Genomic DNA, 14,150 nt, shown 5'->3' with positions numbered 1-14,150 from the left:
CAACACAGGCCCGGCACCCAGGCACCCGGCACCCGCGAAGTGTTGGCCAAAATCACTGAGACTGGTGGCCGGAAGCGTACCGCAGAACGACCTGTTGTGTCCCTCATGGAGCCCGCGCTTGTCGGGGAGGAACCGCATCGCACGACGCCTGCTAGTCGACGTATCCCCGCAGCCAGCGGGCAAGCCTGTTGTAGGCGTCGTCGCGCACGGGCTTGTTGGAGAGGAAGACCTCGTGCAAGGCGCCGTCGATGCGTTCCAGGGCCACGCTGCTCCCGAGGGAAAGCGCCCGAAAAGCCAGGGCACGCACGTCCAGAACGACGTCGGCGTGAAGCATTGCCTCATTCCATACGGGCCCCAGCATGCTGCGTGCCGAGAGTAAGACCAGAGCGGGCATGGGCAGGGCCAACCCGCTGGCAACCTCACGCTGGGCAGCCATGATGGCCTGCATCCAGCCGGCCCTCACGGGGAAAGCCTGGGGCGGTCGCATGTGCCTGTCCACGTGCCAGTCCCCGTAGGCCTCGTCGCTGATTCCGCGCCAGTAGAACGTGCGCTCCGGCACCCGCATCCTGGTCAGGGGCCGGCGGTCGGCCACGGGCCGGACCAGCGGAGTGGCTGCACGCCGGATGGCAGCCCCACCATGGATTTCCAGCCAGGGGCTGTTTAGAACCAGGTGGCTTACCTTGTCGGGGAACTTGCGTGCCCAGAGGGCGGCGATAAGCCCACCGGTTGAGTGGCCTACCAGAATGATGGCGGCCCGTCCGATTGGGTTTGTGTGCACAGACTCAGCTGCCGGGCCTTCGGGTTTAGCGTTCCCTTGGTAGAGCTCGTTAGCAATGACTTGGTGGGCCAGCAGGATTTCATCGTCGTAGTCAGCGAGGTCATCCACGTAGCCACCGAGCTCCGCTGATTCCAGGCTACGGCCGTGGTTGTGTAAATCCAGGGCGTAAAAGTCGTAGCCGTGGCTGGAGAAGAACTCAGAGAGTCCGGTGTTGTAGAAGTAGTCGCTCCAGCCGTGGATGTAGAGCACGCCCAAGCGTGGAGAGCGACCGGATTCGTCGGCGCCTCCGTCGGCTGGACTATGCCGAATCAGGGTGGCACGGCGGGCTGTGCCATCGGGGCGGGGTGCCTGAAGTGTCATTGCTTGGTAGTCGGGACCGAGAATATCCGGTGACCAGGACGCGGATGCAGCAGCCCTCATCCGGCGGTGTCGCTGGCGGCTTGGCGTCCTGCAGTGCGCCCGGAGAAGAGGCAGCCACCTAGGAATGTTCCCTCGAGCGAGCGATAGCCATGCAGGCCGCCGCCGCCGAAACCTGCGGCCTCGCCCGCGGCGTACAAGCCAGCGACGGGGACGCCGTCGGAGTTCAGGACCCTGCCGGCCAGGTCCGTTTGCAGGCCACCCAAGCTCTTGCGCGTCAGCGTCGAAAGCCGCACAGCGATCAGGGGTCCGTGTTCCGGGGCCATCATGGCGTGCGGAGGAACCACGCGTATCAGCTTGTCGGTGGCAAATCGGCGGGCTTCTCGAATGGCATTGAGTTGGGTGTCCTTGCCCAAACCGCTGTGCACCTGCCGGTCCCGTGCCGCTAAGGTTTCAAACAGGCCTTGCGGGTCAATAAGGTCCTCGCCAACGAGTGCGTTCATTTTGGTGCCCAATTCCTGCGCTGTGACGGCCTGTAAGAAATCGACCCCGTGGTGTAGAAAGTTCTGCACCGGACCGGTGGCTCCCGGCAGGGCACGCTTGGCCAGTAACTTCACATCCCTTCCGGTCAGATCCGGGTTCTGCTCGGAGCCGGAGAGCGCAAACTCCTTGTTGATGATCGTCTGATTGAGCACGAACCACGAGTGGTCATGGCCGGTGGTCCCCAAGTGCCGGAGCGTGCCGAGTGAGTCGAAGCCGGGAAATAGCGGTACAGGCAGCCGGTGCCCGGTGGCGTCCAGCCACAGCGGTGACGGCCCGGAGAGGATGCGGATACCGTGGTTTGGCCAGACGGGATCCGGGTTGTGGATGCCCTCCGGGTAGTGCCACATTCTGTCGGTGTTGACCAGGTTTCCGCCAGCGGAGGCAACAGCTTGTTGAAAGTCGCCGTCAACCGACGCGGGAACACCCGTGAGCATGAACTTTGGGCTCTTGTGGCCGGGCCACTGTTGACGCACCATGTCGTGATTGGCGCCAATTCCGCCGCTGGTGACAATGACAGCGGCGCCTGACACTGTGAAGTCCCCCACAACCTCGCGGCTGCTGGCCACACCCCTGGGACTGCGGGAGGGCGCCAAAACCTGCCCGCGAACGCCCGTGACGGCACCGCCGTCGAGCATCAATTCGGTGGCCCGGTGGCGGAAGGCAAGTTGGATGCGACCGGCGGCGACACCTTCGGCGACCTTGGCCAGGAAGGGCTCCAGGATGCCCGGGCCCGTACCCCACACAACGTGGAAGCGGGGAACAGAGTTGCCGTGGCCCTGCGCGTCGTAGCCACCGCGCTCAGCCCATTGCACCAGCGGGAAGAACCGCACACCCAAGGCGTGTAACCAGGAACGCTTTTCCCCGGCCGCAAAATTCACATAGGATTCCGCCCATTGTCGCGCCCAAAAATCCTCCGGACGGTCGAACGCGGCCGAGCCCATCCAGTCACCCAGGGCAAGTTCGGCACTGTCCTTGACACCGAGGCGGCGCTGTTCGGGGGAGTCCACCAGGAACAACCCGCCAAATGACCAGTGCGCCTGCCCGCCCAAGGAGGCCTCGGGTTCCTGATCGAGAATCAGGACGCTCCGGCCGGCGTTGTAGGCCTCGGCGGCGCAGACCAGCCCGGAGAGACCTGCGCCCACTACCACCACGTCAGCGTGGAACTGTGTACCAACCTCATCGCTTTCCATGTGGCCATGCTAGTCCCTGCTGTTCCCTCTCCGGTGAGTGGAACACGAAGGATGGGCTGTGAGACGTTTTGCAGTTGTGGCGCGGAGACGGAAAACTAGGGGGTATGCGAATATATCCCACCTTTTTCCGGCTCTGTTTCTCCTGGATGGACGCCGAAAGGGCGCACAAGATCGGTTTCACCTTGATCAAGACCGCCCATACCGTGGGTGCCGGTGCCGTGATGCGTCGAATGTTCGCCCCGTCGCCCGCGCTGCAAACCACCGCCTTGGGCCTGACGTTTCCCACGCCATTTGGTCTGGCTGCCGGCTTCGACAAGGAGGGCCAGGGCGTCAATGCACTGGCAAACTTAGGTTTTGGACACATAGAGGTGGGCACGATCACCGGCCAGCCCCAGCCCGGCAACCCTGCTCCGCGCCTCTTCCGCCTCGTGGAGGACCGTGCCGTTATTAACCGCATGGGCTTCAACAACGACGGCGCAGCGGCCGTTGCGCCGCGTCTCACCCGGGCCGTGGCGGAGTTGGGCAAGACGTACCGGGGAGTGCGCCCTATAGTCGGCGTGAACATTGGCAAGACGAAACTCGTGGAGCTCGACGACGCGCTGGGGGATTACCTTGCCAGCGCCCGTACCTTGGCACCCTCCGCCGACTACCTGGTGGTCAATGTCAGCTCACCCAACACGCCCGGGCTGCGTCTGCTGCAAAACGTGGAAGCACTGCGCCCGCTGCTGGCAGGTGTTCGCGAGGCAGCCGACGCTGCGGCTGGCAGGCACGTCCCGCTCCTGGTGAAAATTGCCCCCGACCTTTCCGATGAGGATGTGGCCGACGTTGCGGCGCTGGCCATGGAGATGAAACTTGACGGCATCATTTGCACCAACACCACCATCAGTCGCGACGGCCTGCGAAGCCCGGCCGCGCTGGTGGAAGAGAAAGGCGCCGGCGGGCTTTCTGGGGCCCCGCTCAAGGCCCGGTCCCTGGCTGTGCTGCGCCAGCTCAAGGCCGCCGTGGGGGACTCGCTGACGTTGATCTCCGTCGGTGGGGTGGAAACCGGCGCCGAGGTTCAAGAACGCCTCGACGCCGGCGCCACCCTGGTCCAGGGCTACACGGCCTTCCTTTATGAGGGCCCCTTTTGGGCGGCCCGCATCAATAAGGAACTTACCCAACTCCGCAAGTGAGTCAGGTGAATCAACGCGCCCTGTTACGCCACGCGCGTGGCCGGGCTGACCGTCTTGGCCGGGTCGTTGACGATGCTTGGTGCCAAGGCCTCATCAATGGCGGACATGAGCTCGACTGGAATCTTCACTCCCGAGGCGGCCACGTTTTCGGCAACTTGTTCCGGCCTGGACGCGCCCACCAGCGCTGTTGCCACGTTGTCGTTTTGTAGCACCCAAGCGATGGCCAGCTGCGGCATGGTCAACCCCAGCTCATCGGCGATGGGTCGAAGTTTTTGCACATTGCTCAGGATGGTGTCATCAAGGTAGGCCTTGATGGTGTTTGCACCTCCGTGCTCGTCTGTGGCGCGCGAACCGGCAGGCAAGGGAGCGCCGGGCAGGTATTTGCCGGAGAGCACGCCCTGCGCCATGGGTGACCACACCACCTGCGATATGCCCAGCTCCTTCGCGGCCGGGATGACCTCTGGCTCAATCACACGCCACAGGGCCGAATACTGGGGCTGGTTGGAGACCAGCGCAAAGCCTGCCTCGCGGGCGAGCAGCTGCCCGCGGTGCAGTTGCTCGGCGTTCCATTCCGACACGCCAATGTAGAGGGCTTTACCGGCACGCACCACATCGGCAAACGCACCGATGGTTTCCTCCAGCGGCGTTTCATGGTCAAAGCGGTGGGCCTGGTATAGGTCCACGTAGTCCATGTTCAGGCGCCGCAGGGAGCCGTTGATGCCCTCCATGATGTGCTTGCGTGAGAGCCCGGTGTCATTGGGGCCCTTGGGGCCAACCGGCCAGTACACCTTGGTGAAGATTTCCAGGGACTCCCGGCGCTCGGAGGCCAACGCCGCACCGAGGACTTCTTCAGCCTTGCCGTTGGCATAGACGTCTGCGGTGTCAAAGGTGGTGATCCCGGCGTCTAGGGCGGCCCTGACGCAGGCGGTGGCGACGTCATTCTCCACCTGGGAGCCATGGGTGAGCCAGTTGCCGTAGGTGATTTCAGTGATTTTCAGGCCCGAACGGCCAAGGTATCTATAGTCCATGGCCCCCAGCCTAGCGGCCGAAGGGCCCTGCGCGAGCGAAGCGAGTGTGGGGAGGACGTTAGGCGCTAGCGGTAAACGGGTTCCGGGCGGGTGTTGTGTTAACGTACGACGCCGGTCCCCTCCGTTGGGAGGGAACCGGCGTGTTGGTTTGGGCGGTTGGGTCAGCTGGGCCATTCCCCGCGCTTGACCATGGGCTTGGGCAGACGCAGACGGCGGAACTGCAGCGAACGCATGGTGCCGTACCAGATGACGCCCGAGTCGACGCTGTGGAATTTTTCAATGATCTTGCGCTTGAGCTTGCGGGACATCAGCCATGCGTCAACGGCGACACCTGCCACCATGACCCAGAACAGGCCAAAGACGATGATCTGCGAATTACTCGACGGTGGAATCACCACGGTGAGCACCACGATCGCCAAGGCCACGAACATGACGTATTCGCCAAGGCTGAACCGGGCGTCCACGTAGTCGCGGGCGTACTTCTTTTGCGGTCCCTTGTCCCGGAGGGGAAGGAAGCGCTCCTCGCCGGTATCCAGGGCGCGGCGCATCCGTGCCTGTTCCTCGCGGCGGGCCTCACGGGCGGCAACCTTGGCTGCTGCCCTGTCGTTGGGTACCAGGGGGCGCTTACGGGCCTCTTCCTGTGCTCTACGTGAGGGCGTGGGCACGCCTTTGGCAGATTGCGGGTCCTTGAACCGGTCAATCTGCTCGGAGGAGGCAGCCGTCAGCTGCTGGTCGGGGGCTTGATCTTTCTTTCGTCCAAACACCCGTATAGGATACCCTGTCGCGGCGGGTAACTGTGACCGGATACCGGAGTGTGGCAGTAATGTTGCGTGCATGACTGATGACTTTTCCCTCCCGTCCGCTCCCATCGGAGCAGGAGTCCTTGTTGCCGACTTGCGCGGCAGCGTTGCCAACAACTTTTCCGCCACCGTGGCCGAACTCGTCGAGCTGGTGGCTATCCCCGGCATCGCCTGGGACGCCTTCGACGCTACGCAGCTGGACCGCAGTGCCGAGGCGGTGGCTACACTGATCCGAAGCACGGGCCTTGAGGACGTGCAGATCCTTCGCGTGAACAAGGACGACGGGACGCCGGGCGGCCCGGCTGTCGTCGCTCGCAAGCCTGCAGCCCCGGGCTACCCGACAGTGGTGCTGTACGCCCACCATGACGTCCAACCGCCAGCCGACCTGACCTTGTGGGAGACGGAGCCGTTTACCGCCGTCGAAAAGGAAGGCCGCCTCTTTGGCCGCGGCGCTGCGGACGACAAAGCCGGCATCATGGCCCACATCGGTGCCATGCGCGCCTTGAATGAGGTCCTGGGCGCCGATTACGGACTTGGGGTGACACTTTTCATCGAAGGGGAGGAGGAAGCCGGTTCGCCCACCTTCCGCACCTTCTTGCAGACACACCATGAACTCCTCACCGGTGACGTCATCGTGGTCGCCGACTCTGCCAACTGGAAGGTGGGCGTCCCTGCCCTGACCACCAGCCTGCGCGGCTTAGTCGACGGCACCGTGGAAGTACGGGTGCTTGACCATGCAGTGCATTCGGGCATGTTCGGTGGGCCCATCCTTGACGCCCCGACGCTGCTGGCCCGTCTCATCGCCACCTTCCATGACGACTGCGGCTCGGTCGCGATCGAGGGGTTGGCGACGGCACAGGACTCTGACCTTGACTACCCGGAGGAAATTTTCCGCAGTGACGCTGCCGTGCTCGACGGCGTTCAGCTGGCCGGCACGGGCACCATCACCTCCCGTCTCTGGTCGAAACCGGCTCTGTCCATCATTGGCATGGATATCCCGTCGGTGGCGATGAGCTCCAACACGCTGCTGCCTGCGGCACGTGCCAAAATCAGCCTCCGCCTGGCCCCCGGCCAAGCCCCGGAGGAGGCCATGGAGGCGCTCGACGCCCACATTCACAAGCACGCACCCTTCGGTGCCCGCGTCACCTTCACCCCGGGGGAGGCGGGCCAGGCGTTCGCCACCGACACCAAGGCGCCGGCGGCACAGACCGCCCTATGGGCGCTGGGGGAGTCGTGGGGTGTACCCGCCGTGGAAAGCGGCATGGGTGGGTCCATCCCTTTCATCGCCGATCTCAACGACATGTTCCCCGACGCCCAAATCCTGGTCACGGGTGTTGAGGACCCGGACTCAAGGGCGCACAGTGCCAACGAGTCCTTGCACCTAGGGGACTTTGAAAAGGCGATAGTGGCCGAGGCACTGATGCTGGCCGCCATGAACACCCTCTAGGCCGCCAATACAGGGGTTGGGAACATAACCCCGAAAGAATCCGTTGCCATAGTTAGCGCCCCTGCCGGGCTCGACGTAGCATGTACTTGTACCCCACGTAAGGAAATGCCATGACTGCAAATGTCCATGAAGAAACTCCTGCCGCTGTCAGCGACTCAGCCGAGCTTCCCGCCCACGAAGTGCTGATCAGCGATGTTGCCGCCGGCAAGGTCCGCAGCCTCCTTGAGCAAGAAGGCCGCACGGATCTGCGGCTTCGTGTTGCCGTCCAGCCCGGTGGCTGTTCAGGCTTGATCTACCAGCTGTACTTTGACGAGCGGATCCTTGACGGAGATGCGGTCCGTGACTTTGACGGCGTCGAAGTTGTCATCGACAAAATGAGTGTGCCCTACCTCGCCGGTGCCAGCATTGACTTTGAGGACACCATCTCAAAGCAGGGATTCACCATCGACAACCCCAATGCCGGAGGCTCATGTGCCTGCGGTGATTCGTTCCACTAGTCAGTGACTTCATTACTCCCTGTAGAACGTCCGCGGGGCAAAAGTTGATTTTGCCCCCGACGCACGGTGGGTTTAGTACGCTTTTTGCGTGCTCAAGCGGTAAGCTCTACATCGAGTAGTAAAACCCGTTTCGCACCGCTGGCCCACAGCCTGTTCGGTGCGCAGTAACAAGAGGAAGGGCCGTCTGTGAGTTCGCAGGACCGAACCGGCAGCCGACGCGCAAAAGTCATCCCCATAGCTGGGTTGGCGATTGCCGGAGCGTTAGCTTTGTCAGGATGTACGGCAGAGAATAAGAACGGCTGGATGCCAGCCGAACGTGATACGACCAATCACACGGCAGGGATCATAGATCTGTGGGTTAACACCTGGATCACCGTCTTGATCATCGGCCTTATTACGTGGGGTCTGATCATCTGGTGCATCATCGCCTACCGTCGTCGCAAGGGTGCCACCGGCTTCCCGCGACAGACCAGCTACAATCTCCCGCTGGAGATTTTCTATGTGCTGGTTCCGCTGTTTATGGTGTTGGTGTTCTTTTACTTCACCGATAACGCGCAGCAATCCATCACCGCGCGTGTTGACAACCCCGACGTCACCATTGATGTCCGTGGCAAGCAGTGGTCGTGGGACTTCAACTACATGGCCGGCAATGATGTTAAGGATGCCGTCTATGACGTCGGTGTCCAGGCACAGTTAGACGGCAAGCCGTTCGACAAGTCGACGTTGCCCACCTTGTACTTGCCCGTCGATCGTTCCGTGGAGCTTCAGCTGAACTCCCGTGACGTCATTCACTCCTTCTGGGTTCCGGCATTCTTGAACAAGTTGGACATCTTGCCAGGCAAGACCAACTACATGACGCTGACACCCACTGCCTTGGGCACCTTTGACGGCAAATGCGCTGAACTCTGTGGCGAATACCACTCTGAGATGCTCTTCAATGTCAAGGTTGTCACGCAGGCCGAATTTGATGCTCACTTGGCTTCTTTGAAGGCCAAGGGTCAGACCGGCGAACTGGGTAATAAGTATGACCGCAATCCGAATCTGAATCAGAAGTAGGGGGAAGAGGAAAGTGTCTACACTCGAGTACTCGGCAACCGAAATCAATGCGGTTGCACCTAAGGTGGTACCAGTATCTAAGGGACGTATCGTCGTCAACTGGATCACCTCCACAGACCATAAAACGATCGGGTACATGTACCTGATCGCATCATTCATCTTCTTCTGTCTTGGTGGCGTCATGGCGCTCATCATTCGTGCGGAGCTGTTTGAGCCCGGTATGCAGATCCTGCAGACCAAAGACCAGTACAACCAGTTGTTTACAATGCACGGCACCATCATGTTGCTGATGTTTGCCACGCCGCTGTTTGCAGGTTTCGCCAACGTCATCATGCCTTTGCAAATTGGTGCTCCCGACGTAGCTTTCCCGCGTTTGAACGCCCTGGCGTTCTGGTTCTTCCTCTTTGGTAGCACCATTGCGGTTTCCGGCTTCATCACCCCCCAGGGTGCAGCTGCCTTCGGCTGGTTCGCCTACGCGCCTCTGTCCAACACCACGTTCAGCCCCGGAATCGGTGGCGACTTGTGGGTGTTTGGTTTGGCGTTGTCAGGTTTCGGAACCATTTTGGGTGCCGTCAACTTCATCACCACCATCATTTGCCTGCGTGCTCCCGGCATGACGATGTGGCGCATGCCCATCTTCACCTGGAACACGCTTGTCACGGCTATCTTGATCCTCATGGCATTCCCCCCGCTGGCAGCAGCCTTGTTCGCACTGGGTGCCGACCGCCGGTTTGGGGCGCATATCTTTGATGCCGAAAGCGGTGGTGCAATTCTATGGCAGCACTTGTTCTGGTTCTTCGGGCACCCCGAGGTGTACATCATTGCGCTACCGTTCTTCGGGATCGTCTCTGAGATCTTCCCGGTCTTTAGCCGAAAGCCGATCTTCGGTTATAAGGGTCTGGTCTTCGCCACCATTGCCATTGCTGCCCTTTCGGTTACAGTGTGGGCCCACCACATGTACGTCACCGGCCAGGTCATGCTGCCGTTCTTCTCCTTTATGACCATGCTGATCGCTGTTCCAACTGGTGTGAAGTTCTTCAACTGGATAGGAACCATGTGGCGAGGGTCACTGACCTTTGAAACTCCCATGTTGTGGAGCCTGGGCTTCATTGTGACGTTCTTGTTCGGTGGCCTCACCGGCATCATCTTGGCTTCACCGCCGTTGGATTTCCACGTCTCGGACACCTACTTCGTTGTGGCCCACTTCCACTATGTGGTCTTTGGCACGGTGGTGTTTGCCATGTTCGCCGGCTTCTACTTCTGGTGGCCCAAGTTCACCGGTCGCATGCTGAACGAGCGTTTGGGCAAGATTCACTTCTGGATGTTGTTCCTTGGTTTCCACGGCACGTTCTTGATCCAGCACTGGTTGGGTGTGTTGGGCATGCCTCGTCGTTACGCCGACTACATGGTTGAAGACAACTTCACCTGGATGAACCAGTTTTCCACGATTTCCTCGTTCGTGCTTGGAGCCTCAATGATTCCTTGGTTCTGGAACGTGTACATCACCTGGCGCAGTGGCAAAAAGGTCGAAGTTGATGACCCGTGGGGCTTTGGAGCCTCGCTGGAATGGGCAACCTCCTGCCCGCCGCCGCGTCACAACTTCACCTCACTGCCACGTATTCGTTCGGAGCGGCCGGCCTTGGATCTGCACCACCCCGAGCTGGCACCGCATTACCAGCCTGTCCCGGCTGGTGCCTCGTCGAATGGAGCAAGCAAATGAAGGTTGAAGCCTGGCTTTTCATCTTGGTAGGTCTGTTCTTCATCCCGGTAGCCACCGTTTACGGGTTTATGGTTGCGTGGAATGAGCCTGTTGGTTTCTTGGCCATGTACTTGTTGGCGGGTTTGTGCCTCATGGTTGGCGTGTACCTGTACTACACGGGTAATCGGGTGGGGCCGCGTCCCGAAGATCGCGTCGACGCAGAGGTCCACGAAGGGTCCGGCGAGCAGGGGCACTTCAGTCCCTGGAGCTGGTGGCCGCTAGTTTTGGGTTTGGCCTGTGCCTCCGGGTTCCTTGGCTTGGCCGTTGGCTGGTGGGTCCTGTTCTTCGGGGCAGGGCTGGCAGTTATTGCCTTGGTCGGCTGGGTTTATGAATACAGCCGTGGCGACCACGCACACTAGCCGATAGGGGACGCGTTTCCCTGAGGCTTGCGGCAAGGCCCGTGTGAGAAAAAGAGGGGCTGTCCACTACTTCGGTAGTGGACAGCCCCTCTTGTTGTTGCGTTCCCCAACTAAGAGTTGCCTTATGCGGGGTCCGTGAGGTCTGTCAGGAGCAACTGTGCCAACTGGTCAATGGCGCGGCGTACGTGCGAGTCGTCGTGACTGCCAGCTGCCACGGCGATCTCCACCTCGCAGCCACAAGCGAAGTCAGCGCTCATAACTTCCAAAAGTGAGCGGCCGTCCACCGGCGCCAGTCCGGCCTTGGCGAGGGTGATGGGCAGCCCGGTCTTGTTGACGGCACGGACAAAGACCGCAGCGGGCCTGGCGTGTAAGCCTACGCTGGCCGCTATGGTGGCTTTCCGGGTGTACATTTCTTGCTCCTTGAGAAGTAGATGCTTTACGTACTGAGAGTAGTCGTGTTTTAGTCTGGTCATGGTCATCAAAGGAGTTTCATGGGCTATCTAGTACCGCCGGCGAACAATGTGGCCGGCAGTCTTGAACGGACATCCGGCATATCTGTGCACATCCAATTGCGTGAGTTGCTGCGCAACTACATCACAGAGAACGCCAAGGCCGGCAGCCAGTTGCCGTCCGAACGTGATCTTGCCGAACACTTCCACGTGGCCCGGATGACCGTGCGCCATGCCATTGAGGCCCTGGTTGATGAGGAGTTGCTGGAACGGGTCATTGGTGTCGGCACTTTTGTCTCCCACAAAAAGCTCGACGTGCAAGTGAAGTTGACCTCCTACTCGGAGGAGATGCAGCGACGGGGCATGCGCCCGGCGGCTAAGACCCTCTCCTTTGAACAGATACCGGCAACTGCCCGGCTGGCACGGGAACTGCAGATGGAGGAGGGCCAGGCGGTGATCAGATTTCGACGGCTGTTGTTGGCCGACGATGAACCTATGAGCGTGGATGAGAACTTCATCCCCGCCTGGCGCGTGCCTGGCATCCTGGACCATGGGCCACCCACCTCCTTGTACAACCTCCTCAGTGAGCGCTATGGCCTGCTCATCGAGTGGGGCGAGGACATTGTGGAGGCCAACGCTGCCACTCCCTCCATTGCCCGGCTGTTAAAGGTCGACGTCGGCGCCCCGGTCCTGCGCATGGAGAGGCACGCGTTCGTTTCCCGATCCACTGTTGACTACTCGGTGTCGTTCTACCGCGCCGACCGTTACAAGCTGCGGGTGCCCCTCCAGCGGCCCGGGGTGCGCACTAGACGCACTTACTAGGGAACGCCCGCAAGCGGCCTCCCAGGGCGCGTGGGGGAGCGGCCGGGGTACCGTGGGCATGACGGGCATGACGGGCATGACGGGCATGACGGGCGTGACTGACATGACGGGAGTGCCCCGCAAACAATGGGCGGGCGGCCGGAAGGGCCTAAACAAATGTGGCGGTTCCCTTGAAGGGAACCGCCACATTTGTTGGGCTGATGATTACCAGTGTGTCTTAGTGCTCAACTTGCCTGGACTCTTCACTTGGCTCGATGGCCTCATGATGTCCGTGGGCGGCAGCAAACTCGGACGGTGTGGCAGGTGCCACGCGGTCCTCGAAGAACACATGACTCAGCAGTGCGCGGCGCTTCTCCGTCTTGGTGACGATGCCGTTCTCGTTCGGAATGCCGTCCTCCGGAAGGTGGGACTCGAAGCCGACCAGCTTGTAACGCTTGTAGTCGTCAAGCTGGGCGTGCATCTCCTGGAACTCACCGTGCGGAAGACGGACAATGCGTCCGGTCTCACGGCCATGGAGGGCAATCTCGCGGTCCTTGCGCTGCAAGGCCAAGGCAACACGTTTGGCAACGATGAAGCCAAGGATCGGGCCAATGAAGAACAGTGCACGCAACCAGTACGTGACGTCATTCAGCGCGACCTGGAAGTGGGTTGCGATCAAGTCAGAACTTGCCGCTGCCCACATCACGCAGTAGAAGATGAAGCCTGCAACACCGATCGCCGTACGTGTAGGCACGTTGCGCGGGCGGTCAAGCACATGGTGCTCACGGTTGTCGCGGGTTATCCAGCGCTCAATCCACGGGTAGGCGAACAGTGCGGTGAAGACGATGCCTGCAGGGATCAAAGCCGGGCCAAGAACGTTGAAAGACAAGGTATTCACGCCCCACGGGAACGGAATGTGCCATTCCATCGGGATGTTGAACAACCATCCTGGCATCAGGCGCAAGGCGCCATCGACCCAGCCGATGTACCAGTCAGGCTGGGTGCCTGCCGAGACGGGGGAGGGGTCATAGGGACCGTAGTTCCAGATGGGGTTGATGGTAAACGTTGCGGCGACTAAGGCGATGATGCCGAACACGATGAAGAAGAATCCACCGGCCTTGGCCGCGTAAACCGGGCCGAGCGGGTAGCCGACCACGTTACGGTCGTTGCGTCCCGGGCCAGGGTACTGCGTGTGCTTGTGGATGACGACCATGAACAAGTGAATGGCAACCATCAACAGGATCAAGGCCGGTACCAGCATAATGTGCATCATGTAGAGGCGTCCCACAATGGCTGTGCCGGGGAATTCACCGCCGAACAAGAAGAAGGAGATGTACGTGCCAACAATCGGGATGGACTTGATCACGCCGTCGATGATGCGCAAGCCGTTGCCGGAAAGCAAATCATCGGGGAGGGAGTAACCGGTGAAGCCGGCAGCCATCGACAGGATCAGCAATACGCCGCCAACAACCCAGTTCAGTTCGCGGGGCCTGCGGAAGGCCCCGGTAAAGAACACACGGAGCATGTGTACCGAAACAGCGGCCACAAACAACAGGGCTGACCAGTGGTGTACCTGGCGCATGAACAAGCCGCCGCGGATGTCAAAGGAGATGTTAAGCGAGGAGCTGTAGGCAACCGACATTTCAACGCCCTTGAGGGGCACAAAGGAGCCGTTGTAGTGTGTCTCAGCCATGGACGGGTCAAAGAAGAATGTCAGGAATGTTCCGGAGAGGAGCAAGATGACAAATGTATACAGCGCCACTTCACCGAACATGAAGGACCAGTGGTCGGGGAAAACCTTCCGGCCAAATTCACGAAGGATGCCCGAACCGCCCACACGCTCATCAACAAAGTTGGTGATACGTCCTGTGGCTGTCTTGGGCTCGAAGGTCTCTTGAGTTGTACTGGACATGA

The 14,150-nt window shown here is 60.7% G+C and carries 13 protein-coding genes; 7 read left to right on the top strand and 6 right to left on the bottom strand.

Annotated elements, in window-relative coordinates:
* Window positions 1-151 precede the first annotated feature (151 nt).
* Complete coding sequence (locus AOC05_RS07290; protein WP_231687194.1) at window positions 152-1,138, bottom strand: alpha/beta hydrolase; 987 nt, start codon at window positions 1,136-1,138, stop codon at window positions 152-154.
* Window positions 1,139-1,194: 56 nt separating this feature from the next.
* Complete coding sequence (locus tag AOC05_RS07285) at window positions 1,195-2,868, bottom strand: FAD-binding dehydrogenase (protein ID WP_062006665.1); 1,674 nt, start codon at window positions 2,866-2,868, stop codon at window positions 1,195-1,197.
* 104 nt (window positions 2,869-2,972) lie between these two features.
* Here AOC05_RS07285 and AOC05_RS07280 point away from each other — a divergent pair, with 104 nt between their 5' ends.
* Complete coding sequence (locus AOC05_RS07280) at window positions 2,973-4,040, top strand: quinone-dependent dihydroorotate dehydrogenase (RefSeq protein ID WP_062006664.1); 1,068 nt, start codon at window positions 2,973-2,975, stop codon at window positions 4,038-4,040.
* 23 nt (window positions 4,041-4,063) lie between these two features.
* Here the strand turns inward: AOC05_RS07280 and AOC05_RS07275 are convergent, their stop codons facing one another.
* Together AOC05_RS07275 and AOC05_RS07270 are read right to left on the bottom strand one after the other, a co-directional pair.
* Window positions 4,064-5,068 carry an aldo/keto reductase family protein gene (locus AOC05_RS07275; RefSeq protein WP_062006663.1) on the bottom strand — a complete coding sequence of 335 codons (1,005 nt, stop codon included), beginning with the start codon at window positions 5,066-5,068 and terminating at the stop codon, window positions 4,064-4,066.
* A 161-nt stretch (window positions 5,069-5,229) separates the two neighbouring features.
* On the bottom strand, window positions 5,230-5,832 hold the full coding sequence (locus AOC05_RS07270; RefSeq protein ID WP_062006662.1) for a DUF3043 domain-containing protein: 603 nt from the start codon (window positions 5,830-5,832) through the stop codon (window positions 5,230-5,232).
* A gap of 70 nt (window positions 5,833-5,902) precedes the next feature.
* Here AOC05_RS07270 and AOC05_RS07265 point away from each other — a divergent pair, with 70 nt between their 5' ends.
* The 5 genes from AOC05_RS07265 (at window position 5,903) to AOC05_RS07245 (ending at window position 10,986) form a co-directional block, all read left to right on the top strand.
* Complete coding sequence (locus tag AOC05_RS07265) at window positions 5,903-7,315, top strand: dipeptidase (RefSeq protein WP_062006661.1); 1,413 nt, start codon at window positions 5,903-5,905, stop codon at window positions 7,313-7,315.
* A gap of 110 nt (window positions 7,316-7,425) precedes the next feature.
* The gene (locus AOC05_RS07260) at window positions 7,426-7,812 is read left to right on the top strand and encodes a HesB/IscA family protein (RefSeq protein WP_062006660.1); all 387 of its coding nucleotides are present in this window, start codon (window positions 7,426-7,428) and stop codon (window positions 7,810-7,812) included.
* A gap of 186 nt (window positions 7,813-7,998) precedes the next feature.
* A complete protein-coding gene (coxB, locus tag AOC05_RS07255) occupies window positions 7,999-8,868 on the top strand; it encodes a cytochrome c oxidase subunit II (RefSeq protein WP_062006659.1) in 870 nt (289 codons plus the stop codon).
* 13 nt (window positions 8,869-8,881) lie between these two features.
* The gene (gene ctaD / locus AOC05_RS07250) at window positions 8,882-10,588 is read left to right on the top strand and encodes a cytochrome c oxidase subunit I (protein ID WP_062006658.1); all 1,707 of its coding nucleotides are present in this window, start codon (window positions 8,882-8,884) and stop codon (window positions 10,586-10,588) included.
* Complete coding sequence (locus AOC05_RS07245) at window positions 10,585-10,986, top strand: cytochrome c oxidase subunit 4 (RefSeq protein WP_062006657.1); 402 nt, start codon at window positions 10,585-10,587, stop codon at window positions 10,984-10,986. The genes ctaD and AOC05_RS07245 overlap by 4 nt, the downstream gene beginning before the upstream one ends.
* 122 nt (window positions 10,987-11,108) lie before the next feature.
* Here AOC05_RS07245 and AOC05_RS07240 read toward each other — a convergent pair whose 3' ends face one another.
* Entirely contained in the window at window positions 11,109-11,396 is a 288-nt protein-coding gene (locus tag AOC05_RS07240; RefSeq protein ID WP_062006656.1) for an HPr family phosphocarrier protein, read from the bottom strand.
* An 81-nt stretch (window positions 11,397-11,477) separates the two neighbouring features.
* Between AOC05_RS07240 and AOC05_RS07235 the strand changes: the two genes are divergently transcribed.
* On the top strand, window positions 11,478-12,257 hold the full coding sequence (locus AOC05_RS07235) for a GntR family transcriptional regulator (RefSeq protein WP_062006655.1): 780 nt from the start codon (window positions 11,478-11,480) through the stop codon (window positions 12,255-12,257).
* A 217-nt stretch (window positions 12,258-12,474) separates the two neighbouring features.
* Here AOC05_RS07235 and AOC05_RS07230 read toward each other — a convergent pair whose 3' ends face one another.
* Entirely contained in the window at window positions 12,475-14,148 is a 1,674-nt protein-coding gene (locus AOC05_RS07230; RefSeq protein ID WP_062006654.1) for a cytochrome b, read from the bottom strand.
* Window positions 14,149-14,150: the final 2 nt, after the last annotated feature.

It is taken from the genome of Arthrobacter alpinus, assembly GCF_001294625.1.
Taxonomy (GTDB): Bacteria; Actinomycetota; Actinomycetes; order Actinomycetales; family Micrococcaceae; genus Specibacter; species Specibacter alpinus_A.
The sequence above is the reverse complement of the archived record's forward strand: the minus strand, read 5'-3'. Positions and strand labels throughout refer to the sequence as shown.

Coding starts and splice junctions, on each gene's coding strand:
- AOC05_RS07290 (WP_231687194.1), bottom strand. CDS start 1,138: ATGACACTTCAGGCACCCCGCCCCGATGGCACAGCCCGCCGTGCCACC.
- AOC05_RS07285 (WP_062006665.1), bottom strand. CDS start 2,868: ATGGAAAGCGATGAGGTTGGTACACAGTTCCACGCTGACGTGGTGGTA.
- AOC05_RS07280 (WP_062006664.1), top strand. CDS start 2,973: ATGCGAATATATCCCACCTTTTTCCGGCTCTGTTTCTCCTGGATGGAC.
- AOC05_RS07275 (WP_062006663.1), bottom strand. CDS start 5,068: ATGGACTATAGATACCTTGGCCGTTCGGGCCTGAAAATCACTGAAATC.
- AOC05_RS07265 (WP_062006661.1), top strand. CDS start 5,903: ATGACTGATGACTTTTCCCTCCCGTCCGCTCCCATCGGAGCAGGAGTC.
- AOC05_RS07260 (WP_062006660.1), top strand. CDS start 7,426: ATGACTGCAAATGTCCATGAAGAAACTCCTGCCGCTGTCAGCGACTCA.
- AOC05_RS07245 (WP_062006657.1), top strand. CDS start 10,585: ATGAAGGTTGAAGCCTGGCTTTTCATCTTGGTAGGTCTGTTCTTCATC.
- AOC05_RS07240 (WP_062006656.1), bottom strand. CDS start 11,396: ATGTACACCCGGAAAGCCACCATAGCGGCCAGCGTAGGCTTACACGCC.
- AOC05_RS07235 (WP_062006655.1), top strand. CDS start 11,478: ATGGGCTATCTAGTACCGCCGGCGAACAATGTGGCCGGCAGTCTTGAA.
- AOC05_RS07230 (WP_062006654.1), bottom strand. CDS start 14,148: ATGTCCAGTACAACTCAAGAGACCTTCGAGCCCAAGACAGCCACAGGA.